Here is a 21,001-nt window from a genome sequence, read left to right on the forward strand (position 1 = left end):
TGATTGGGCGGTATTGTATGGAGACACGAATCCCGGCCGTCGCCGGAGAAAGGTCTTCCGCCCGATGTCGAACCGATCCTATCTCGCGCACTGGAAAGAACAGGTCGATCGCAATGCGGGGGCGATTTACCTCACGCTGGTCGATGCGCTGGCGCTGTCGATTCGCAGGGGCGATCTGCGGGAGGGGGATCGGCTGCCGCCGCAGCGGACGATCGCGGACTATCTGGGCACCAACCTGACGACCGTGACCCGCGCCTTTACCGAAGCGCGGCGGCGGGGACTGATCGACGCCACGGTGGGGCGGGGGACGTTCATTCGCGTCGGCGCGGGGGAAAGCCACTGGCGGCAGACCGGGCCGGCGGTGATCGACCTGACCATGAACCTGCCGCCGGTGCCGCAGGACCCGCCATTGCAGAAGATGATCCAGGCGGATATCGCGGCCCTGCTGAAACAGCAGGATCTGAGCAGCCTGATGTCCTACCGGGTGACCGGCGGCACGATGGAGGAACGCCAGCTCGGGGCGAAATGGATCGCGCCGGCGGTCGGGCCGCGCCGGGTGGATGAAGTGCTGGTGGCGCCGGGGGCGCAGAGCGCGCTCGCGGCCATCGTCACCACGCTGACCCAGCCCGGCGACGTGATCGTGACGGACCGGATCGCCTATCCGGGCATTCGCACCATCGCCGCGCAGTTCGGCCTGATCCTGGCGGGCGTGGACAGCGATGCCGAGGGGATGATGCCCGACCAGCTCGACCGGGTCTGCGCGCAGCATCATCCGCGCCTGCTCTACTGCATTCCCACCATTCACAACCCGACCACGGCGACCATGTCGCCGCAACGGCGGCGGGATATCCTGGCCGTTGCCCAGTTGCATCATCTGCATGTGGTGGAAGACGATCCCTACAGCCTGCTGATGGACAATCCGCCGCCCGCGCTGGCGGCGCTGGATCATGGGCGCGTGTTGTACGTCGCCACCCTGGCCAAGACGCTCAGCCCGGGCCTGCGCACCGCCTATGTCGCGCTGCCGGGCGCGGACATGACGCGCCGGGTCGCCGCCGCGATCCGGGCGATTGCGCTGACCAATGCGGGGCTGCTCAGCGCGCTGACCGCGCGCTGGATGCAGACGGGCGAGGCGGACCGGATCCTGAACGCGATCCGCAAAGAGCTGCGCCTGCGCCAGTCCGTCGCGCGTCGGATCTTGGGGGAAGGACACTGCATGCATCCCGATGGCCCGCATGTCTGGCTGAAATTGCCGGACTGGTGGGGCAGCGCGGATTTCGTGGCCTATGCCCGTCGCCGGGGGCTGGCACTGGTGCCCAGCACAGTGTTCACGATCAGCGGCGAGCCACCGCAGCGGGCGCGGATCGCGCTGGGCAGCGCCCCGGATGCCGCGAGGCTGGAAGAGTCCCTGCGTGGGGTCCTCTCGGTGCTTCAGCATAAGCGTTCGCCGGGATTCGCCGATATCGTCTGAACGGATCGCGCGTCCCGAGATAAAGATGCGCTGTGTTCACGAATGCGTGATATTTAAAATTATTGATAACAATGGGTTGTCGGGTGAGGCCTCTATTGTACCCATTCTAATCTTGTATTGTATGGGATTGGAGTCGTCGTTATCCGGCGCCTCGCCACCATTGTCTTCATTGTAATGGAGGGGTGGCGCATACAAAATTTTACCTCGCGTCCGATCCCGTGCCACGACATCTCCCGTCAGGGCGGCTTGCCTCTCGCCGCCGGATAGTGATCCAGACAGGAGATCCATCATGCCGAAAGTCGAACACGCCCCTCATAAGGATGGCGATATCTTCGTCGATTATGAAAACAAGGTTTTCGAGGATGTCAAAGCCGATCCGGGCGAGAAGGCGCTGGTCACGTTTCATACCGTTGCGTTCGAAGGTTCGATCGGGTTCGTCAATCTTCTCCAGGCGACACGGCTGATCCGGAAAGGGTTTGAAACCTCCGTGCTGCTTTATGGGCCGGGCGTGACGCTGGGCGTTCAGCGCGGCTTTCCACGCCTGGGGGACGAGGCCTTTCCGGGCCATATGAACTGCAACAGGCAGATCGCGAAAATCATCGAAGAGGGCGGCAAGGTCTATGCCTGCCGGTTCGCGCTTCAGGCGCTGTACGGCCATGGCGAGCCGTCGCTGATTCCGGGCATCACGCCGATCAATCCGCAGGATGTGCTGGACCTGCTGCTGCTGCATCGCCGGGACAATGCCTTCATCCTGGATACCTGGACGCTCTGACGGCCGATCGCGGGGAGGACCATCGGCATGTCACGCATCGTTCGTGCCGCGGCCATCCAGCTTTCGCCCGTTCTGGGCGATGATGGATCGGGAACCGCGCGGAAAGTCTGCCAGGCCATTCGCAACGCCGCGGAACGCGGCGTGAAGCTGGCGGTCTTTCCTGAAACCTTCGTGCCTTATTATCCGTATTTCTCATTCATCCAGCCGGCTTTTCGCCTTGGGGCGGAGCATCTGGCACTGTATGAACGCGCGGTCGCCGTTCCCGGCCCGGTGACCGGCATGGTGGCCGAGACGGCGCGCGAGACCGGGATGGTGGTCGTGCTGGGCGTCAACGAACGCGATCATGGCACGCTGTACAACACGCAGATCGTCTTCGATGCCACGGGCGAGATCCTGCTCAGGCGCCGCAAGATCACCCCGACCTATCATGAGCGCATGATCTGGGGGCAGGGCGACGGCGCGGGGCTGAAGGTGGTGGACAGCGCGGCGGGCCGGATCGGGGCGCTGGCCTGCTGGGAACATTACAATCCGCTGGCCCGCTACGCGCTGATGACCCAGCATGAGGAGATCCATTGCGCCCAGTTTCCGGGCTCGCTGGTCGGGCAGATCTTTGCCGACCAAATGGAGGTCACGATCCGGCATCATGCGCTGGAATCGGGCTGTTTCGTCGTCAACGCCACCGGCTGGCTGACCGACGAGCAGATCGGCCGGATTGCCGGTGACCCGGCCCTGGAAGGCCCGCTGCGGGGTGGCTGTTTTACCGCGATCGTCTCGCCGGAAGGCAAGCTGCTCGGCACGCCGCTGACCGAGGGCGAGGGGATGGTGATCGCCGACCTGGATTTCGCGCTGATGACCAAACGCAAGCGGATGATGGATTCGGTGGGTCATTATGCGCGGCCGGAACTGCTCAGTCTGCTGATCGACCGTCGTCCGGCGCGCACCGTGCAGGATTATGCCGTGGGTGTGGAACGCGATGAGGGGGAGGCGCCGTCATGAATGTTCCGACCATCGGCACCGTCGCCGGACGGCAATTGATCACGGACCTGCAATCCCTCGGGTTGCAGATCGGCGAGCAGGGCGGTGTGACCCGCAAGGGGGGCGCGGGCCCGTCGGATCACAAGGCGGTCACCATTGCCGGACAGACGGTGATGGTGCCGGTCCATACCGCCGATGCGCGGCGCTCGCCTTTCCAGGCCAGCGTGCCGTCCGCCGACGGTAGCAGCCTGCTGGTGCGCGACGGGCAGGCGCTGGGCCGGATCCGTTTTCCCGCGCCGCCGCGCTTTTACGGGCTGGCGACGGCGGAGGGCATTCCGTACTGGAAGATCGCGCTGCTGCACGGGCGCGATACGCTGGCGACCACCGTGCATCAGACCTGCATCCGCTATGCCGAGCGGCGGACGTCCTGCCAGTTCTGCGCCATCGGCCAGTCGCTGGATGCCGGTCGCACCATTGCCTACAAGACGCCCGCGCAGTTGGCCGAGGTCGCGAAAGCGGCGGTGGAACTGGACCATGTGCGCGACATGGTGCTGACGACCGGCACGCCCAATATCGTCGATCGCGGCGCCGCCGTGCTGGCGGAATCGGCCCGCGCGATCAGGGACGCGGTCGATCTGCCGCTTCAGGTGCAATGCGAGCCGCCGCGCGATCATGCCTGGTTCGGGCGGCTGCGCGACGCGGGCGCGGACAGTCTGGGCATGCATCTGGAAGCCGCGACCCAGGCGGTGCGGGAACGGATCATGCCGGGCAAGGCGACCGTCAGCGTCGAACGCTATCTGGCGGCCTTTGCCAGCGCGGTGCCGGTTTTCGGGCGTGGGCAGGTCAATACCTATCTGCTTGCCGGGCTGGGGGATACGGCCGACGAGATCCTGGCGCTTGCCCGGCGGCTGATTGCGCTGGGGGTCTATCCGTTCGTGGTGCCGTTCGTGCCGATTTCGGGGACGCCCCTGGAAAATCACGCGCCGCCGTCGCCTGATTTCATGAAATCGATTCTCGCCCCTCTGGGCGGGATGCTGCGCGAGGCGAACATGAAATCGACCGATATCCGCGCGGGCTGCGGCCGCTGCGGCGCCTGTTCGTCTCTTTCGGCGTACGAGCGGTGAGGCCGGCCATGGATGATATCGACGACCGCCCGTTCATCCCGACAGAATATATCGTGCGTCTTGCGCGCTCGAAATGGGAGCGGGCGGGCCATTATGCGCTCCGGCGCGCAGTCTTCTGTCGGGAGCAGGGGGTTTTTCAGGATGACGACCGCGATGTCGTCGACGCGCATGCGATGCCCATCATCGCGTCCTGCTGCGTGGCCGGGATGCCGGACCGCATTGTCGGGGCCGTGCGCATTCATGAGGCCGAACCCGGGCTCTGGCGCGGTTCGCGGCTGGCGGTGCATGCGGATCATCGGAAGCTGGGGCGGCTCGGCGCGGAACTGATCCGCATGGCGGTCTGTACCGCGCATGGGCTGGGGGCACGGCGATTTCTGGCACAGGTGCAGGCGCAAAATGCGCCGTTCTTTCGGCGCCTGCACTGGACAAGCCTGGGTACCGTCACCCTGCACGGCCTGCCGCATCACGAGATGGAAGCCGATCTGTCCCGCTATCCGGCGCATGGGCGGGCGCAGACATGGCTGTTGCGCCCCCAGCTTGCCTTGCGGCGGAGCGCGTGAGGATGCGCGCCCTTGCCGAGATGCTGCGTGGCGTGCGCGACAGCCGCGCGCTGTCCGCCAAACGCGACATCGCCGGCACGGTGGCGGCCCTGGGCTATCAGGCCGGGGATGCCATTGCGCTGGGCGACGATTGCGCGGCGATTCCCGATGGGGATGGCTATCTTCTGTTCGCCAGTGAGGGATTTCAGGACGCGTTCGTGCGTGCCATGCCCTGGTTTGCCGGGTATTGCGGCGTCATGGTCAACGCCAGCGATGTCGCCGCCATGGGAGGGCGTCCGATCGCGGTGGTCGATACGCTGTGGGGCGAGCGGGCCGAGAGTGCCGCCCCCGTCCTGCATGGGCTGCGTGATGGCGCGCGGGCCTATGGCATTCCGGTTGTCGGGGGGCATACCAATCTCGGCAGCATGCATTGTTCGCTGTCGGTCGCCATTCTCGGGCGGGCCCGGCGCCTGCTGACCAGTTTCGATGCCCGGCCGGGCGAGGTACTGCTCGCCGCCATCGATCTGCGTGGACAATGGCATGATCCGCATCCGTTCTGGGATGCCAGTTCGGGGCTGGGGGCGCGCGGGGATATCGGGCGCTTGCGGGCCGGCCTTGAGGTGTTGCCGGCGATCGCGGAAGCGGGGCTGAGCCGTGCGGCCAAGGATATCAGCATGGCCGGGATCCTCGGTACCGCGTTGATGCTGGCGGAATGTTCGCGGATCGGGATCACGATCGATCTGGAGGCGATTCCCCGGCCCGGTGGGGCGCCGATGGAACGCTGGCTCGGCGCCTTTCCCAGCTATGGCTATCTTCTGACGGCGGATCCGGCGGATGCGGACGCGATCATTGCCCGCTTTCTGGCGCGGGGCATTGCGGCCGCCATCATCGGGGCGTGCGACGGGTCGCGGAGGCTGGATGTCGTGCGCGACGGGGCGCGCGAGACGTTCTGGGATCTGGCGCGGGAGCCTTTGATCGGTTGCACGCCATGAGGCTTTCGATTGCTATCCTCACGCATTCGACCAACCCGCGCGGCGGGGTGGTGCATGGCATGGCGCTGGCCGAGGCGCTGTGCGACGCCGGGCATGACGCGACCCTGATCGCGCCCGATGCAGGCGGGGAGGGCTTCTTTCGTGCGCCGCGTTGTGCTGTCCGGTGCGTTCCGGTGCCGGATGTGCGCGATCTGCCCGCGCGGGTCGAGTGCCACGTCGCCGCCGTTCGCGACGCATTGCGCGGCGCGCGGTATGACGTGCTGCACGCGCAGGACCCGATCACCGCGAATGCGTTGGCGGACCTGGTGGGGGAGGGGCGGATTGCCGGCTTCGCGCGTACGGTTCATCATCTCGACCGTTTTTCCCATCCCGGCCTGGCGGACCGTCAGGCGCGGGGCCTGCGGGCCGCGACCGAACTGTTCACCGTCAGTGCGCTTTGGGAAAACATCCTGCGCTCGGAATGGGGCCGTGCGGCGCCGGTCGTCGGCAACGGGGTCGATCCGCAGCGGTTCTCGCCGGAGGCGGGGGTGCGGGATCGCGCGTTGCGGGCATGCCATGGGCTGCCGCCGGATCGACACCTGATTCTGTCGGTGGGCGGGATCGAGCGGCGCAAGAACACGCTGGGGTTGCTGGATGCCTTTCTGCGTCTGCGTGCGATGCGCCCGGATGTGCATCTCGTCATCGCCGGGGGCGCGTCGCTGCTGGACCATGCCGAATATCGCGCGGCTTTCATGGAACGTCTGGCGGCAAGCGGCCGGTCGGACGCCGTGACCGTGACGGGGCCGGTGGCGGATATCGACATGCCGGCCTTGTACCGTCAGGCTTCCGTTCTGGCCTATCCGTCGCGGAGCGAGGGATTCGGCCTTTGCCCGATCGAGGCGCTGGCCTGCGGCACGCCGATCATCGTGCCGGATGCTGCGCCCTTCAGCGAGCATCTGCGCGGCGAGGAGGCGCTGTGGTGCGTGCCGCATCGGCCCGACACCATTGCCCACGCCCTACAGGATGCGTTGAGCCCCGGCAGCCGCGCGCGGTTCGGGGCCATCGGCCCCGCCGTCGCACGCCGCTTCTGCTGGCATGGCGTGGCCGCCCGGCACATTCCCGCCTATCTGCGCCTGGCGGCGTTGCCCCGATCCGGTGTGCTTCAGGAGGAGTCAGCCCATGCCTGAAATGATCTTTCGCGTCCGATGGCCCGACGGGACGGAAAGCGACTGTTACTCGCCGTCCCTGGTCATCCGCGATCATCTTCAGCCCGACATGGATTATTCGCTCGCGGATTTTCTTGCCAGGGCGGAGACGGCGCTGACGGAGGCCAGTGCGCGGGTACGGGCCCGGTACGGATTTCCGTGCAGCCGTGCGCTCGGCCAGTTGCGGAGCCTGCGCGAGACGTGCGGACGTTTCGCCGCCCCGGAGGATTCGCGGGTCCGCGTCCTGTCCTTTCACTGACATTCTCTTATGGACAATGATCATGTCACAGAACGAAAAAACCATTCCCGTCGTCATCGTGGGCGGTGGGCAGGCCGGGCTTTCCCTGAGCTGGTATCTCTGCCGCGAGGCGGTCGCGCATGTGGTGCTGGAAGCCGGGACGGCCTGCCATTCCTGGGACGACGAGCGCTGGGACAATTTCTGCCTCGTCACCCCGAACTGGCAGTGCCGCTTGCCGGGGCATCCGTATGCGGGGGATGATCCGCACGGCTTCATGGTAAAGAGCGAGATCATCGATTACGTAAAGGCATTTCGTGAATCCTTCGCGCCGCCCCTGCGCGAGTGGACGCGTGTGACATCGGTCACGCGCCATGAAGAGGGTGGGTATCGCGTGGTCGCCCATGACGAGATCTGGCACGCGCAGCACGTCGTCATCGCCTCCGGCGCCTATCATGATGCCGTGATTCCCGGTTATGCCGGTGCGATCGATCCGGCGATCGTTCAGATTCACTCGCAGGATTATCGGAACGCGACGCAGCTTCCCGACGGGGCGGTGCTGGTGGTGGGCAGCGGGCAGTCCGGTGCGCAGATCGTCGAGGACCTGCATCTGGACGGGCGCAAGGTGCATCTCTGTGTCGGCTCCGCGCCGCGCGTTTCGCGCTTCTATCGCGGGCGGGATATCGTGGACTGGCTGGCCGACATGAAATTCTATGACCTGACGGTCGACAGGCACCCGCTGCGGGATGGCGCTCGCGACAAGACCAACCATTATGTCACGGGCCGCGACGGCGGGCATGATCTCGATCTGCGGCAATTCGCGCGGGAAGGTGTCGGCCTGCACGGCACGCTGGAGACCATCCGCGACGAGGTTGCGGTCTTCCGGCCCGACCTGGCTGAAAATCTCGACGACGCCGACCGGACCAATGCCGATATCAAGGCATCGATCGACGCCCATATCGCGCGGGCGGGGATTCAGGCGCCGGTCGAGGCCGCTTACGTGCCGGTGTGGGAACCCGGTCGCGAGAATGCGCCGCTCGATCTGAAAGCGGCCGGGATCACCGCGATTCTCTGGTGCATCGGGTTCCGTCCGGATTATCGCTGGATCGATGTGCCGGTCTTCAACGGCGCCAACAGGCCGGTGTGGGATCGGGGCGTGACCGATATGCCCGGCTTCTACTTTCTCGGCCTGCCCTGGCTGCACACCTGGGGGTCGGGCCGCTTTTCCGGCATCTCGCGCGATGCCGCGTGGCTGGCCGGCCGCATCACCGGAAAAGAGATCCCCATCGCCTGAGCGGAGAGTGGCGCCATGCTGCCGTGGAAGACATACGATGCCATGTGCCGGGCCGCCGCGCGCGACCCCGAAGGGTTCTGGCTGGAGGCCGCGCGGCGCATCGACTGGGCGCAGGCGCCGGTCGCCGCCTGCCGGTCACGGCCGGATGGGTGGCATGACTGGTTTGCCGGCGGAACGCTCAATAGCTGTTACAATGCCGTGGACCGGCATGTCGCGGCCGGGCGGGGGGAGCAGACCGCCCTGATCTGGCATTCCTGCGCGACGCGGGAGAGGCATATGCTGTCCTATGCGGCGCTTCAGCGCCGGGTGGCGGGATTTGCGGGCGGCCTGCGCGCGCTGGGCGTCGGCAAGGGGGACCGGGTTCTGATCGCGGCGCCCTGCATGGTGGAGACCGCGATCGCCATGCTGGCCTGCGCGCGGATCGGCGCGGTGCATGTCGTCGTCTTCGCCGGCTATGCGGCGGCGGAACTGGCGCGTCGGATCGATGACGTCACCCCGAAAATTCTCGTCGCTGCCAGTTGCAGTTTTCAGGGGCGGACGGCGGTGCCGGCGCAGGCGGCATTGGAGGCGGCGCTGGCCGGGGCCGCGCATGTTCCGGATGCCTGCGTCATCGTGCAGCGTGCGTCCTGTCCGATGCGGATCGATCCGCGTCGCGACCATGATTTTCATGCGTTGGAAGGGTATCCGCCCGTGCCGTCCGTGCCGGTAAGGGCGGAGGACCCGCTTTATATTCTCCATACGTCCGGGACCACGGGCGCGCCCAAGGGCATCGTCCGCGATAATGGCGGCCATGCGGTGGCGCTGGCCCTGTCCATGGAACTGATCTATGGCTGCGGGGCCGGCGATTGTTTCTTCACCACCTCGGATCTCGGCTGGGTGGTCGGGCATTCCTATGGCCTGTATGCGCCTTTGCTGAATGGCGGCACCAGCGTCATCGTCGAGGGCTGTCCTTCCGCTTCCGTGATACGGGAATTGTGCGCGGCGCATGCTGTCAGGTGCCTGTTCACCACGCCGACGCAATTGCGGCTGATGCGCCAGGGTGGGGCAGTCCTGTCCGGCCTGCCGTCGTTGCGGCGGGTCTTCGTGGCCGGAGAATATGCCGATCCGGCCCTGCTGGACTGGGCGCGGTCGTCCTTTCGCCGTCCGGTGGTGAATCACTGGTGGCAGACCGAGACCGGGTGGAGCATTACCGCGCATTTCCTCGGGCTAGCCGAAGCCGCGTCTCCGGCGCTCATGAACGAGATCGGCAGGCCGGGCCCCGGCTTTGCGCCCATCGTCCGCCCGTCGGTGGCGGGGGGACGGAGCGGCGAAATCCTGCTGGCGCTTCCGTTGCCGCCCGGCTGTCTTGCCGGGGTCTGGAAAGAGGGTGCGTTGCGGCCGCCCGCTCCCTATCTGGATGAAAGCGGGGCCTGGTACCGTACCTTCGATGAAGGTCTGATCACCGAGGATCGGGCGGTGCATATGCTGGGACGATCCGACGACGTCATCAAGGTGGCGGGGCGGCGGGTTTCCGGCGTGCAGATTGAAAAAATCATTGCCGGCCACGGTCAGGTTCATGTCTGCGCCGTCGTGGCGGTCGCCGACCCGTTGCGGGGGCAGAGGCCGGTTGCCTATGTCGTGCCCGCCGCGTGGCCGGCGCAGGTGGCATGGGCCGACGAGATTGTCGCGCGGGTCGGGCAGGCCATGGGACGGTGGGTGGGACTGAAGGAGGTTCTGTTCGTCAGGCAGCTTCCGACGACGCGATCGGGCAAGATCATGCGCCGGGCGCTGGCGGCGGCCTGACGGCGCACGGCGGTGGGTAGAGCAGATAGAGGATTTCGATCGTCAGGCCAGGGATCAGGATAAGTCCGGTTGCGATGCCCCCCAGCCACAGGGCCAGAAGGCCGCCGGCCACGGATGCGGCCAGCATGGCGCGGCCGCCGGTGCCGCGCGACAGGACGAACAGGACGGCGCTGGCGGTACTGGCGAGTGCCGCCGCCATCATCCGCAGGGGATGGTAAAGCTGGCCTGTCTCCATTCCGCCCGCGATATGGCCCATGACCTGCGCGTGGTCCGTCTGTCCGGCCATGCCGAACAGGAAGGAGAACGGCAGGAACAGGACGCCGAAAATATCGCGCAGCAGCAGGAAAAGCCCGTTGACCAGAGGGGCCATCATCAGGAGCGCGGCGGCCCCGCCCATGCTGGCGACGACGATGATGATCGCCAATCGGTCGCGCAGCAGGGAAAGACGGGCGGAGGGGCGCATGTGTCGGATCACGTTCCGGCGCGCCGATCCCCGTGGGACGGCCGAATCGATCGGAGAAAAACCCTTATTTCCTCTTGATCCACCATTTCACGGGCTCGGGTTCATCCTCGATCGTCTCGGGAGCGGGTGCCGGCGCGCGACGGGGGCGGAGAATCGCAGGCTTTGCCGGCGCGGGCGTGGCGGGGCGTGCGTTTGATGCGGAAAGATCTTCCTTCAGGCGCGCGATTTCAGCGCGGGCCGCGGACAGGCTCGATTTCAGAGCCATGATGTCCTCGTCGCGGCTGGCCAGTTCGGCTTGCGCTTCGGCCAGGACGATATCGGCATGGCCGATACGGGTTTCCAGGGAGCGCAGGCTGGCCTGGGCGTCCTGGCAGGCGCGGTCGGCGTCGTCACGCTGCTTCTGCAACAGGCGCATCTGCTGGCGCAGGCGCTCGATTTCGCCGCCATCATCATGCGGTGCATGCATCGCGCGGGTGGTCGGGCGGTTCAATGCCTGATGTTCGACCCGGACATCGCCGTCCTGGACGAATTTCCGCCGCCGTTGCGCCGTATCGAAGGGGCGGGCATTGGCGCGTAGCGTCGATGCGGCGGGCGCGGCCGGAGCGGATTGTTTCGAACCCAGACGCGACAGAGCGAGGCGCAATGACTGTTCGTTGACCTCGTCGCGATTGTCGATGTCGGCCTGTTCCGTGTTGTCGGAAAAAGGGAGGGAATCATTATAGGATGCGGACATGGGACGTCTCTCAAAAAGGAGATGCAAATCGTGGGAAAAATTTGAAATTATACCGATGGCGGGGCGGTTTTTCTGTGTTGTTGTTCATTTCATTCCGGACGGGACGGGAACCGTTCTTGCTGTTGCGCCGCGCCGAAGTGACCGGATGCCGGTTTCAGGCAGGCAGCCGGTCTGGAACCGGTGAATGCCAGGCGCATCATGGATAAGAGCATTTAATCCAATAAGTTCCCTATACTCGCTTTCCCAAAGAAGATGCAACACTGTGCTGTTCGCAAGTTCTTTCGGTGCATCGTCATCAATCGATGCACATGGGGGAAAGTTCATGTTGGAGACATACTAAGAATTAAATTGCCGTAAATATTTGAAAATTTCGTTATTTTCTATGGTAATTCTGCAAACAATATGAGTTTTTTGGAGTTTATTTTGCAAATTTAGAAAATATCCTTTCTATTTTTGTTGGTATTTTCTGTGATTTTTATCAAAATACTCAATGTTATTTTTTAAGGGGATATCGAACATGAACTGGCATGATATCTTTATTGGGATTTCCGAACGGCGAGCGGCGAGACCGGTTGGTTTTTCTCTGTCCTGCGTTCTGGAGTGAACAAGATGAGCGAGATCACGTTTACGTGATGTTCGGTCTGGGCCGCTTCCGTCCCGGAACGAGGCTGTGGATAGCGGGCGTTCTCAGGTGTCCTGTCCGCCGGGATGCCACAGCACGTCGTCCTGTCCGTCATTGTTCAGGTGGCGGGCCAGCACGAACAGATAATCGGAAAGCCGGTTCAGGCAGCGCAGGACGGAGGGGCTGACGGGTTCGAGTCGGCTCAGGGTGACGACGCGGCGTTCCGCCCGGCGGGCTACGGTCCGCGCCAGATGGGCATGGGCGGCGCCCGGACTGCCGGCCGGCAGCACGAAGCTGCGGAGCGGTGCCTGGCGGACGCGCAGCCGTTCCGTCGCCTGTTCGAGAAACGCGACGGCCGTGTCGCCGCCGCGAAACTGATCGGTGCCGGCCGGGCCGGATTCCGGTACGCACAGAATGCCGCCGATATCGAACAGCAGGGACTGGATGCGCGCCAGGCACGCCGTATCGGGCGAGGCGTGCGGAACATGCAGCCGCAGGACACCGATCGTGGCGTTGGCTTCGTCCACCGCGCCCAGCGCCTCGATCCGGGCGCAGGATTTGTCCACGCGCGTTCCGTCGCCCAGCGAGGTTTCTCCCTGGTCGCCCCCGCGCGTGACGATGCGATCGATGCGGATGCTCATGGGGCGCGGCGTTCCGGTCTGTGATGATGCTTCTGTTGGCCCAATGGCTTTGTCCTGTCCAGGTGCGATCGAATGCCGTGCTCGCGATCGCGCTTCACGCGCGCAATTCCTCCATGCAGGTGACGAGGCGCCGGCGAATGCCCGGTTCCAGGGCGGAATGCCCGGCGTCGGGCACCAGGCTGAGGGTCGCGCCGGGCCAGGCATGGGCGAGGTCCCAGGCCGATGTGCAGGGGCAGATCATGTCATAGCGGCCCTGGACGATGACGCCGGGAATATGGGCGATCGGTTCCATCCGGCCCAGAAGGCCTTCGGGTGGCAGGAACAGGTGGTTGCGGAAATAATGCGCCTCGATCCGGGCCAGGCCGATCACCGCGCGGTCGCGGGCGAAGCCGGCGATGGCGGTGGGTGCCGGGATGAGGGTGGAGCACGTGCCTTCGTAGTGCGACCAGGCACGGGCCGCCGGCAGGTGGATCGCGGGGTCGGGGTCGAAGAGCAGCCGGCAATAGGCCGACAGGGGATCGTCGCGTTCCCGCGCCGGCAGATGCGACAGGAAGGCCGCGTGCGCGTCGGGAAAGACCTGGGCCAGCCCGTGGAAAAACCAGTCCAGTTCGCTCGGGCGGCCCAGGAAGATTCCGCGCAGGATCATCGCCTGCACCCGCCCGGGATGGGCCTGGGCGTAGGACAGGGCCAGCGTCGAGCCCCAGGAGCCGCCGAACAGCACCCAGTCCGTGATGCCCAGTGCCGCGCGCAGGTACTCGATATCCTGCACCAGATGCGGCGTGGTGTTGGCCGTGACCGAGGCATGCGGGCGGGAGCGGCCCGCTCCGCGCTGGTCGAACAGCACGACGCGCCAGTATGTGGGGTCGAAGAATCGGCGATGGACCGCGCCGCTGCCGGCGCCGGGGCCGCCGTGCAGGAACAGCACCGGCCGGCCGGCGGGGTTGCCCGCCTGCTCCCAATAGAGTTCGTGCCCGTCGCCGACGGGGAGGTAACCGCTTTCGTAGGGCGCGATGTCCGCGAACAGGTCGTGGCGTGGCATGGCGCGACTATACGGCAACCGGGACGCCCGGCTAGACTGCCGGGTGTGATGACTGTGCCTGCTTCTCTTTTTCCCGTGCCGCGCGCGGCACGGCTGTTTCTGGCGTTGGGCGGCCTGCTGGGGCTGCTGTCGGTGGCCGGCGGCGCGCTGGCGGCCCATTTGCCCGACGTGCTGTTCGCGCCCTCCGGCCGCGCGCTGGCGCGCGAGGCGGTGCAGATGGGCATGTGGCACGCGCCCGCGTTGCTGGCGGTCGGCATCCTGTTGTGCGTGCGGGGGCGGCGGGTGCCGCTGCTGTTGGCCGGGTGGGGCTTCGCGCTGGGGGTGGTGCTGTTCAGCGGGGCCGTCGCTTGGACGGGGGTGACGGGTCGGCATCTGGGCCCCGTCGCGCCCACCGGCGGCAGCCTGCTGATGCTGGCGTGGCTGCTGCTGGCCGTGGATGGCCTGCGCCGATGACCGTGCGGGATGACGACGCGCCGGTCGTCTTGTCGCATCCCGTGCGTGCGGCCTATCTGGCGGCCGAGGGATTCGAGGAGGTGCTGGCGGAGGAGTTGGCTCGCCTGGGCGTGGATATCATGGCGTGGCACGGGCGGCTGGCGCTGTCGGCCGCGCCGCCGGTCGCGGCCTCGTGGGCGTTGGATATCTGGCTGGAGCCGGAGGTCCATGCCGTCGGATCGATCGGCGCGGCGGTGGCGCTGTTGCGCGGACGGCAGCGCAACTGGGCCTGTCATGCCGTGCGGCATCACCGGCGCGCGGCGCTGATCGCCGAACGGCTGCCGCCGGTGGCGGCCCGGCCGCTGGCCTTTCCCGCCGCGGCGCCCACCGGGCATCTGGGCGCGTGGACTCTGCTGGCGCCGGACAGGCTGCTGCTGTCGACGCGCAAATCCTCGCCCTTCGTGAATGGCGTGGCGCCGTTCGTCGAGGATCGGGTGGGGCCGCCCTCGCGCGCTTATCTGAAATTATGGGAGGCCTGCGCCCGGCTCGGTGCCTGGCCGGTGCCGGGCGAGCGCTGCGTCGACCTGGGCGCGTCGCCCGGCGGCTGGACCTGGGTGATCGCCCGATGTGGGGCGGAGGTGGTGGCGGTGGACCGCGCCGACCTGGCGCCGGAAGTGGCGGCCATGCCGGGCGTGACGCTGCGCCGCGAGAGCGCGTTCGGCATCGAGCCCGCCGAACTGGGACCGGTGGACTGGCTGTTTTCCGACATCATCGCCTATCCCACGCGCCTGCTGGCGCTGGCCCGGCGCTGGATCGCGGCGGGTACGGCGGCCCGGATCGTGATGACCGTCAAGTTCCAGGGCACCACCGACCACGAGACCGCCGCCCTGTTCGCCGCGATTCCGGGCGGGCGGGTGCTGCATCTGTGGCACAACAAGCATGAACTGACTTTTCTGTGGGACCGCGAGGCGGCGGGCCGCGCCGGCTCATCCCCCGGTCGGTTACCGACGACCTAGGGCCTGGCGCGCGCGTAGCCGGTCCACCGCCCATTCGCCGATCTGCACGATCGGCAGGGCCAGCAGAAAGCAGGCGACCGCCACGCCCATCACGATCACCCGTTCGCGCGATTCCGCGTCGGCGGCGCCGGTCAGGCTGTAGAGGCTGCTCCAGAGCCGTGTCCCGGCAACGTGATCGACCCAATAGGCGACATGCGCGCTATAGCGAAGGGTGGCCATCAGGCCGATCGTCAGCGTGACCAGGGCGGCGGTCTTGATCAGGGTGCGGGCGATGCCGGGTTGCGCGGCCTCTGTCATCCGGGAGAAGATCCTTTTATCGTCCTGATGGATCTGTATGGCGTTCTCGACCTGAGATCCATCTTAACATGATATTATGCCTCGTTCATTCGGGGCTTTATGGACTGGAAACCATGCGTCTGCGCCAATTTTTTCCCGTGACTGTCCTGGTGGCCGGATTGGCTGCCTCTCCGGCCCTGGCCGAACTGCCGCCGGTGCCGCAGGTGGGGCGGGAAGCGGTCAAGCCGGTTGCCGCGCCCTATGGACCCACCGAGGGGGCGCAGGCACAGGTCGATGCCGCCTTCCAGGCCGCGAAAGCCTCGGGGCGCAACGTGCTGATCGATTTCGGCGGCAATTGGTGCCCGGACTGCCGGATGCTGGCCGGGGTTCTGGCGCTGCCGACCGTCGCCCCCTGGGTGGCGGCGCATTTCGTCACCGTGTCGGTCAATGTCGGGCGGATCAATACCAACCTGGATATCGCGCAGCATTATGGGGTGACGATCAAGGCCGTGCCCACGGTGCTGATCGTCACGCCGGAGGGACGGCTGCTGAATCCCGACGGCACGCTGGCGCTGGGCGATGCGCGCCGCATGTCGGCCCAGGCGGTCGTGGACCTGCTGGCCGGCTGGAACGGCCGAGGGGCCTGAATGAGCAGGCGGGGGGCCGCCTTCCTTCTTGCCCGGATGGTTTTTAACGTGTGTGCAGGAAACGGTCGGCCTCCTGCACGATGTCGGCCAGTGTGCCCGGTTTGAAGGGGCTGATGAGGCCGGCGGCATCGACCAGCCCGGTGAAGGGCTGTGAACCGCCCAGCGCGCACAGGTCCGCATAGATCGCCATCGCCCCCTCGCGGTCGGCCCGGCTGAGCAGCCAGAACTGCATCGCGCAGCACAGGGCCAGCGTGTAGTCGATGTAATAGAAGGGCGAGCGGTAGATATGGCCCTGGGCCTGCCAGCGACCGCCGCCGGCGGGCCAGGACAGGTCGCCGTAATCGCGCCAGGGCAGGTACAGCTTTTCCAGTCGCTGCCAGGTCGCATGCCGTTCGGCGGCGGTCATGCCCGGATTGGCGTAGATCTCGTGCTGGAAATGATCGACGCAGACGCCGTAGGGCAGGAAGCTCAGCGAGCCGATCAGGTGCATGCGGCGGAAGCGGTCGGCCAGACCGTCCTCGACCATCAGGTCGATCTGGGGCCAGGTCAGGAATTCCAGCGCCATCGAATGGATCTCGGCGGCGTCCATGGTCGGCCACAGCAGGTCGATCCCCGGGAGGTCGCGGCTCTTCCAGTTCTGGTAGGCGTGGCCCATCTCGTGCGTGAAGACGGTGATGTCGTGCTGCGTGCCGTTGAAATTGGCGAAGATGAACGGCATGCCGACGCTGGGAAAGGCGGTGCAGAAGCCGCCGCCGGCCTTGCCCTCGCGATTGCGCAGGTCCAGGAAGCCGCCTTCGACCATCTGGCGATAGAACGCGCCCAGATCGCCGCCCATCCGGTCGAACATCGTCTGTGCCCGTTCCAGCAGCAGGTCGTGACCGCCGGCCGGCTTGGGGTTGCCCAGAGGGTCGATCAGGGATTCGTCCCAGAAATGCACCCGGTCCCAGTTCATGGTCAGGCGACGGTTTTCCACGATCGCGCCCACCAGCGGCACGACATGGGCCAGCACGTCGTCGCGAAAGCGCGCGACGTCTTCCGGGCCATAATCGACGCGGCGCATCCGCCGGTAGCCTAGCGGGATGTAGCTGTCATAGCCCAGGGTGTGCGCCATGCCGTGGCGCACCTGGACCAGTTGGTCGTAGATCCGGTCCAGTTCGGGCCCGTGGGCGGCGAAGAAATCCCAGCGCGCCTTTTCGGCCTCGTGGCGCACCGCGCGATCCGGATGCTCGGCGAAGGGGGCCAGGCCCGACAGGTTGACCGTCTGGCCCTGCACCGTGACGCGCGCGGACGCCAGCAGGGCGGTGTAGTCGGCGCCCAGCCGGGCTTCTTCCTCCAGCGCGTCGCGGATGCGCGGGTCGAAGGTGGTGATGTCGGTTTCCCACAGGCGGACGGTGTGAGCGCCGACGGCGGTGGCGAGGCCCGCGCGGTCGGGGTCATCGAGCAGCCGGCGCTTGATGGCGACTTCATGCTCGGTCACGCGCGGCGTCAGCCGGTCGGCCAGATCGCGGTCGGCGCGGGCCTGTGCGTCGGTGGTGTCCTGGGAGAAGCGCAGGGCGACCATCGAGGCCCAACTGTCATAGGCCCGGCGTTCGGCATCGAAGCGGGCCAGTGCGTGGGCGCGGTCGCCTTCGTCCAGCAGGGCGGAGACGGTGCCGAAAGCCCCGTCCAGGCTTTCGGCGGTCGGAGTGGGGAAAGTGAGGTCGGCGAAGGGGATGGGCATGGCGCGATTATCGCATTCGCGCGGCGGGTCGTCCACGGCCGTCTGCGATCACCGCGCCCCGGCCAGGGCATCCCGCGCTTCCGCCGCGAGGGCGAAGGAGCGCATTCGCGCGGCGTGATCGTGGATCGCGCCCACGATCATCAGCTCGTCGGGCTGATGGCGGTCGATGAAGCGGCCCAGCCCCGCACGCAGCGTGGCGGGGCCGCCGACGACGGCGCAGGCCAGGGCCCGGTCGACCCCCGCCTGCTCGGCCGGGGTCCATAATCCGTCGGTCGCCGCGATGGGAGGCGGGAACTGGCCCGGCCGGCCCCGGCGCAGGGCGACGAATTGTTGCTGGTGCGACGTGAACAGGAAACGGGCCTGTTCGTCGGTTTCGGCCGCCACCACGTTCAGCCCCAGCATGACATGGGGCCGATCCAGCCGGGCGGAGGGGGTGAAGCGCTGGCGGTACAGCGCCACGGCCTCCTGCATCATGTCGGGCGCGAAATGCGACGCGAAGGCGAAGGGCAGGCCCAGATGGGCCGCGAGATGGGCCGAGAACAGCGAGGAGCCCAGCAGCCAGACCGGAATATCCAGCCCGGCGCCGGGCACGGCCTGCACGCGCTGGCCGGGCTGGGCCGGCGCGAAATAATGCAGCAGTTCGACGACGTCCTGCGGGAAGCGATCGGCGCTGGCCGGATCGCGGCGCAGGGCACGCATCGTTTTCTGGTCCGATCCGGGGGCGCGGCCCAGCCCCAGGTCGATCCGTCCGGGGAACAGGCTTTCCAGCGTGCCGAACTGTTCGGCGACGAGCAGCGGGGCGTGGTTGGGCAGCATGATGCCGCCGGCGCCGACGCGGATCCGCCGCGTGCCCGCCGCCAGATGGCCGATCAGGATGGCGGTCGCGGCCGACGCGATGGCCGGCATGGCGTGATGTTCCGCCACCCAGTAGCGGTGAAAATCCAGCGCTTCGGCCTGGCGGGCAAGCTCGAGGCTGTTGCGGAAGGCGGTGGCGGCATCGCTGCCGCGGACGATCAGGGACAGATCGAGGACCGAGAAGGGGATCACTATCCGAAACTCCTTGCGTCCGCGTGGACGATCTTTCAGGCGCGCCTTATGCGATGGCCGAACCAGAAACATATGGCGACGAAGACGAGGAATCCCAGGATCGACGGCAGGGTGGTGGCCTCGGGGGGCAGGATGGCCAGTGTGTCGTCCCGGCCGGTGGCCCCGGCGATGCCGGCCAGCAGCACGCCCGTCAGGCTTTCGCCCACGATGAAGCCGGAGGCCAGCATGGTGGCGACGCCGCCTTCCGTCTCGCGCGCCCGCCGTGTGCAGACCCAGCCGATGATGGCGCCGATCGCCAGCGTCACGCTGACCGCGGGGGGCAGGTACAGGCCGATCCCGACCGCCAGCGGCGGCAGGGCGCCCCCGACGCGGCGCAGGCCCAGGTCGGCGACGATCAGCACGACGCCCAGCGCGACGCCGGTCAGGATCATGGTCCAGTCGAGCTGGTGCTGGAAGATGCCGAGGGCGATGGTGGTCAGCAAAGCCGGTTGCGGCGCGGGCAACGCGTGGTCGAGATTCATGCCCGGATGCGGCATCGCGCCGACGAAGCCATAGGCCTGGTACAGCAGTTCCAGCACCGGCGGGATGACGATGGCGCCACTGACGCAGCCCACCAGCAGCGCCACCTGCTGCCGCCAGGGCGAGGCCCCGACCAGTTGCCCGGTCTTGAGATCCTGGAGATTGTCGTTGGAAATGGCCGAGGAGGCGACGATCGCCGACAGGATATAGAGCGCGAACGCCACGGACAGGCGTTGCCCGTTGGCCGACATTTCGGTGGGAAGCAGGCCCAGCGGCTCCAGCAGCAGCACGAACGACGCGACCAGGACGATGGCGATGATCGCGATCCCCGACAGCGGCGAGGAGGACGAGCCCACGATGCCGGCCATGTAGCCGCACGCGGCGGCGACCAGGAAGCCGAACAGCGCGCAGAACAGGACCGCCGCCAGCGCCGCCGAGAGGATGGTGGCCCCGTGGGCGACGGGATACTGGAAGGCAACGAACAGGACGAACAGGATGGCCAGGCACAGGCCGGTCAGCAGCAGCAGCGTGCGGGGGGACAGGTCGCGCATGCGGTCGTCCCCGCCCTTCGAACCGTGGGCCTGTATCATGTCGCGGATGCCCAGCGCGACCGGGCGGGCCAGCATAGCCAGGGTCCAGATGGCCGCGATCGCGATCGTGCCCGCGCCGAGGAACCGCACCTTCTGCGTCCAGAGCTGCGTCGCGAAGGCGGCGGCGGCGAGGTGGCCGGGATTGGGCAGCCGGACGCTGAGGATCGGGACCGCGACGTCCCATGCGAGGATGGTGCCGATCAGCATGGCGAGGCCGCCGGCGATCCCGACCAGGTAGCCCGCGCCCAGCAGCGCCAGAGAGAAGCCGGTCGAGGCGCGGAAGATGGCGCCGCCCCAGGTCGCGGTCAGCGCCGCGCCGTCGGCCAGCAGCCGCAGGCCCCCGGTGGCGAGGGTGACGGCGGCCGACAGGATGCCGCCGGTCACCAGCGCGCGCAGGCTGTCGGGGCTGCCGGTTTCGGACCCGGCCTTCAGGATTTCGGCCGCCGCGACGCCTTCGGGGTAGGGCAGGTCGCTGTTCGTCACCATGGCCCGGCGCAGCGGCACGGTGAACAGCACGCCGGTCATGCCCCCGGCGAGGGTGAGCAGGGTCGTTTCCAGGTACGGAAAATGCTGCCAGTAGCCGACCATGATCATGCAGGGCAGCGAGACGAACACGCAGGAGAGCGTGCCGGCCGCCGATGCCTGCGTCTGGACCATGTTGTTTTCGAGGATCGAGGAGCCGCCCATCGCCCGCAGCACCGACATGGAGATGACGGCCGCGGGAATCGACGACGCGACGGTCAGGCCGATCTTGAGCCCCAGATAGACGTTGGAGGCGGTGAAGACGATGGTGATCAGGGCGCCGAGGATAAAGCCGCGCACCGTCATTTCCCGCTGGCTGGCGGTGGGCGCGGTCTGGGAAAGGACGGTGTCCGTCATGTTGTCCATTCT

The 21,001-nt window shown here is 67.0% G+C and carries 21 protein-coding genes; 13 read left to right on the plus strand and 8 right to left on the minus strand.

Going from position 1 to position 21,001, the window contains the following annotated elements; all coding sequences use genetic code 11:
• The first annotated feature begins 64 nt into the window (after positions 1 to 64).
• The 10 genes from HLH48_RS13055 (at position 65) to HLH48_RS13100 (ending at position 10,365) form a co-directional block, all read left to right on the plus strand.
• Positions 65 to 1,468, plus strand: coding sequence for an aminotransferase-like domain-containing protein (locus HLH48_RS13055; RefSeq protein ID WP_182997958.1), 1,404 nt, complete (start codon positions 65 to 67; stop codon positions 1,466 to 1,468).
• Positions 1,469 to 1,757: 289 nt separating this feature from the next.
• Positions 1,758 to 2,240 (plus strand): MSMEG_0572/Sll0783 family nitrogen starvation response protein, encoded by a 483-nt coding sequence (locus HLH48_RS13060; protein WP_182997959.1) that lies wholly within the window; start codon positions 1,758 to 1,760, stop codon positions 2,238 to 2,240.
• A gap of 27 nt (positions 2,241 to 2,267) precedes the next feature.
• Positions 2,268 to 3,236 (plus strand): Nit6803 family nitrilase, encoded by a 969-nt coding sequence (locus HLH48_RS13065; RefSeq protein WP_182997960.1) that lies wholly within the window; start codon positions 2,268 to 2,270, stop codon positions 3,234 to 3,236.
• Positions 3,233 to 4,339, plus strand: coding sequence for an MSMEG_0568 family radical SAM protein (locus HLH48_RS13070; RefSeq protein ID WP_182997961.1), 1,107 nt, complete (start codon positions 3,233 to 3,235; stop codon positions 4,337 to 4,339). Before HLH48_RS13065 ends, HLH48_RS13070 begins: the two co-directional genes overlap by 4 nt.
• A gap of 8 nt (positions 4,340 to 4,347) precedes the next feature.
• A complete protein-coding gene (locus HLH48_RS13075) occupies positions 4,348 to 4,899 on the plus strand; it encodes an MSMEG_0567/Sll0786 family nitrogen starvation N-acetyltransferase (protein ID WP_220795113.1) in 552 nt (183 codons plus the stop codon).
• Positions 4,900 to 4,901: 2 nt separating this feature from the next.
• Entirely contained in the window at positions 4,902 to 5,870 is a 969-nt protein-coding gene (locus tag HLH48_RS13080) for a sll0787 family AIR synthase-like protein (protein ID WP_182997963.1), read from the plus strand.
• Positions 5,867 to 7,036 carry an MSMEG_0565 family glycosyltransferase gene (locus tag HLH48_RS13085; RefSeq protein WP_182997964.1) on the plus strand — a complete coding sequence of 390 codons (1,170 nt, stop codon included), beginning with the start codon at positions 5,867 to 5,869 and terminating at the stop codon, positions 7,034 to 7,036. The genes HLH48_RS13080 and HLH48_RS13085 overlap by 4 nt, the downstream gene beginning before the upstream one ends.
• On the plus strand, positions 7,029 to 7,313 hold the full coding sequence (locus HLH48_RS13090; RefSeq protein WP_182997965.1) for an MSMEG_0570 family nitrogen starvation response protein: 285 nt from the start codon (positions 7,029 to 7,031) through the stop codon (positions 7,311 to 7,313). Before HLH48_RS13085 ends, HLH48_RS13090 begins: the two co-directional genes overlap by 8 nt.
• A gap of 22 nt (positions 7,314 to 7,335) precedes the next feature.
• Positions 7,336 to 8,583 (plus strand): MSMEG_0569 family flavin-dependent oxidoreductase, encoded by a 1,248-nt coding sequence (locus HLH48_RS13095; protein ID WP_182997966.1) that lies wholly within the window; start codon positions 7,336 to 7,338, stop codon positions 8,581 to 8,583.
• 15 nt (positions 8,584 to 8,598) lie between these two features.
• Entirely contained in the window at positions 8,599 to 10,365 is a 1,767-nt protein-coding gene (locus tag HLH48_RS13100) for an AMP-binding protein (protein ID WP_182997967.1), read from the plus strand.
• Here HLH48_RS13100 and HLH48_RS13105 read toward each other — a convergent pair.
• From HLH48_RS13105 to pip, 4 genes are all read right to left on the minus strand, one after another.
• Positions 10,337 to 10,828 (minus strand): hypothetical protein, encoded by a 492-nt coding sequence (locus HLH48_RS13105; protein ID WP_246387306.1) that lies wholly within the window; start codon positions 10,826 to 10,828, stop codon positions 10,337 to 10,339. The genes HLH48_RS13100 and HLH48_RS13105 overlap by 29 nt on opposite strands.
• A gap of 64 nt (positions 10,829 to 10,892) precedes the next feature.
• A complete protein-coding gene (locus tag HLH48_RS13110; RefSeq protein WP_182997968.1) occupies positions 10,893 to 11,561 on the minus strand; it encodes a hypothetical protein in 669 nt (222 codons plus the stop codon).
• A gap of 687 nt (positions 11,562 to 12,248) precedes the next feature.
• Complete coding sequence (locus HLH48_RS13115) at positions 12,249 to 12,824, minus strand: cob(I)yrinic acid a,c-diamide adenosyltransferase (protein ID WP_182997969.1); 576 nt, start codon at positions 12,822 to 12,824, stop codon at positions 12,249 to 12,251.
• Between the two features lie 94 nt (positions 12,825 to 12,918).
• Entirely contained in the window at positions 12,919 to 13,863 is a 945-nt protein-coding gene (pip, locus tag HLH48_RS13120) for a prolyl aminopeptidase (protein WP_182997970.1), read from the minus strand.
• 54 nt (positions 13,864 to 13,917) lie between these two features.
• On the opposite strand from pip, the gene HLH48_RS13125 reads away from it, so the two are divergent.
• Together HLH48_RS13125 and HLH48_RS13130 are read left to right on the plus strand one after the other, a co-directional pair.
• A complete protein-coding gene (locus HLH48_RS13125) occupies positions 13,918 to 14,316 on the plus strand; it encodes a DUF423 domain-containing protein (protein WP_343065417.1) in 399 nt (132 codons plus the stop codon).
• Entirely contained in the window at positions 14,313 to 15,311 is a 999-nt protein-coding gene (locus HLH48_RS13130; RefSeq protein WP_182997972.1) for an SAM-dependent methyltransferase, read from the plus strand. Before HLH48_RS13125 ends, HLH48_RS13130 begins: the two co-directional genes overlap by 4 nt.
• On the opposite strand, the gene HLH48_RS13135 is transcribed toward HLH48_RS13130, so the two are convergent.
• Positions 15,297 to 15,608 carry a hypothetical protein gene (locus tag HLH48_RS13135; RefSeq protein WP_182997973.1) on the minus strand — a complete coding sequence of 104 codons (312 nt, stop codon included), beginning with the start codon at positions 15,606 to 15,608 and terminating at the stop codon, positions 15,297 to 15,299. The genes HLH48_RS13130 and HLH48_RS13135 overlap by 15 nt on opposite strands.
• 113 nt (positions 15,609 to 15,721) lie before the next feature.
• Here HLH48_RS13135 and HLH48_RS13140 point away from each other — a divergent pair, with 113 nt between their 5' ends.
• A complete protein-coding gene (locus tag HLH48_RS13140) occupies positions 15,722 to 16,234 on the plus strand; it encodes a thioredoxin family protein (protein WP_182997974.1) in 513 nt (170 codons plus the stop codon).
• A gap of 43 nt (positions 16,235 to 16,277) precedes the next feature.
• Here the strand turns inward: HLH48_RS13140 and HLH48_RS13145 are convergent, their stop codons facing one another.
• The 3 genes from HLH48_RS13145 to HLH48_RS13155 are packed head-to-tail and all read right to left on the minus strand — an operon-like array spanning position 16,278 to position 20,989.
• Positions 16,278 to 17,954, minus strand: coding sequence for a M3 family oligoendopeptidase (locus HLH48_RS13145; protein ID WP_182997975.1), 1,677 nt, complete (start codon positions 17,952 to 17,954; stop codon positions 16,278 to 16,280).
• 48 nt (positions 17,955 to 18,002) lie between these two features.
• Positions 18,003 to 19,001 (minus strand): LLM class flavin-dependent oxidoreductase, encoded by a 999-nt coding sequence (locus HLH48_RS13150; RefSeq protein WP_182997976.1) that lies wholly within the window; start codon positions 18,999 to 19,001, stop codon positions 18,003 to 18,005.
• Positions 19,002 to 19,036: 35 nt separating this feature from the next.
• Positions 19,037 to 20,989 carry an OPT family oligopeptide transporter gene (locus tag HLH48_RS13155; RefSeq protein ID WP_246387308.1) on the minus strand — a complete coding sequence of 651 codons (1,953 nt, stop codon included), beginning with the start codon at positions 20,987 to 20,989 and terminating at the stop codon, positions 19,037 to 19,039.
• Between the last annotated feature and the right edge of the window lie 12 nt (positions 20,990 to 21,001).

It is taken from the genome of Gluconacetobacter sacchari, assembly GCF_014174255.1.
Lineage (GTDB): Bacteria > Pseudomonadota > Alphaproteobacteria > Acetobacterales > Acetobacteraceae > Gluconacetobacter > Gluconacetobacter sacchari.

Coding starts and splice junctions, on each gene's coding strand:
- HLH48_RS13055 (WP_182997958.1), top strand. CDS start 65: ATGTCGAACCGATCCTATCTCGCGCACTGGAAAGAACAGGTCGATCGC.
- HLH48_RS13060 (WP_182997959.1), top strand. CDS start 1,758: ATGCCGAAAGTCGAACACGCCCCTCATAAGGATGGCGATATCTTCGTC.
- HLH48_RS13065 (WP_182997960.1), top strand. CDS start 2,268: ATGTCACGCATCGTTCGTGCCGCGGCCATCCAGCTTTCGCCCGTTCTG.
- HLH48_RS13070 (WP_182997961.1), top strand. CDS start 3,233: ATGAATGTTCCGACCATCGGCACCGTCGCCGGACGGCAATTGATCACG.
- HLH48_RS13075 (WP_220795113.1), top strand. CDS start 4,348: ATGGATGATATCGACGACCGCCCGTTCATCCCGACAGAATATATCGTG.
- HLH48_RS13080 (WP_182997963.1), top strand. CDS start 4,902: ATGCGCGCCCTTGCCGAGATGCTGCGTGGCGTGCGCGACAGCCGCGCG.
- HLH48_RS13085 (WP_182997964.1), top strand. CDS start 5,867: ATGAGGCTTTCGATTGCTATCCTCACGCATTCGACCAACCCGCGCGGC.
- HLH48_RS13090 (WP_182997965.1), top strand. CDS start 7,029: ATGCCTGAAATGATCTTTCGCGTCCGATGGCCCGACGGGACGGAAAGC.
- HLH48_RS13095 (WP_182997966.1), top strand. CDS start 7,336: ATGTCACAGAACGAAAAAACCATTCCCGTCGTCATCGTGGGCGGTGGG.
- HLH48_RS13100 (WP_182997967.1), top strand. CDS start 8,599: ATGCTGCCGTGGAAGACATACGATGCCATGTGCCGGGCCGCCGCGCGC.
- HLH48_RS13105 (WP_246387306.1), bottom strand. CDS start 10,828: ATGCGCCCCTCCGCCCGTCTTTCCCTGCTGCGCGACCGATTGGCGATC.
- HLH48_RS13110 (WP_182997968.1), bottom strand. CDS start 11,561: ATGTCCGCATCCTATAATGATTCCCTCCCTTTTTCCGACAACACGGAA.
- HLH48_RS13115 (WP_182997969.1), bottom strand. CDS start 12,824: ATGAGCATCCGCATCGATCGCATCGTCACGCGCGGGGGCGACCAGGGA.
- pip (WP_182997970.1), bottom strand. CDS start 13,863: ATGCCACGCCACGACCTGTTCGCGGACATCGCGCCCTACGAAAGCGGT.
- HLH48_RS13130 (WP_182997972.1), top strand. CDS start 14,313: ATGACCGTGCGGGATGACGACGCGCCGGTCGTCTTGTCGCATCCCGTG.
- HLH48_RS13135 (WP_182997973.1), bottom strand. CDS start 15,608: ATGACAGAGGCCGCGCAACCCGGCATCGCCCGCACCCTGATCAAGACC.
- HLH48_RS13140 (WP_182997974.1), top strand. CDS start 15,722: ATGCGTCTGCGCCAATTTTTTCCCGTGACTGTCCTGGTGGCCGGATTG.
- HLH48_RS13145 (WP_182997975.1), bottom strand. CDS start 17,954: ATGCCCATCCCCTTCGCCGACCTCACTTTCCCCACTCCGACCGCCGAA.
- HLH48_RS13155 (WP_246387308.1), bottom strand. CDS start 20,989: ATGACGGACACCGTCCTTTCCCAGACCGCGCCCACCGCCAGCCAGCGG.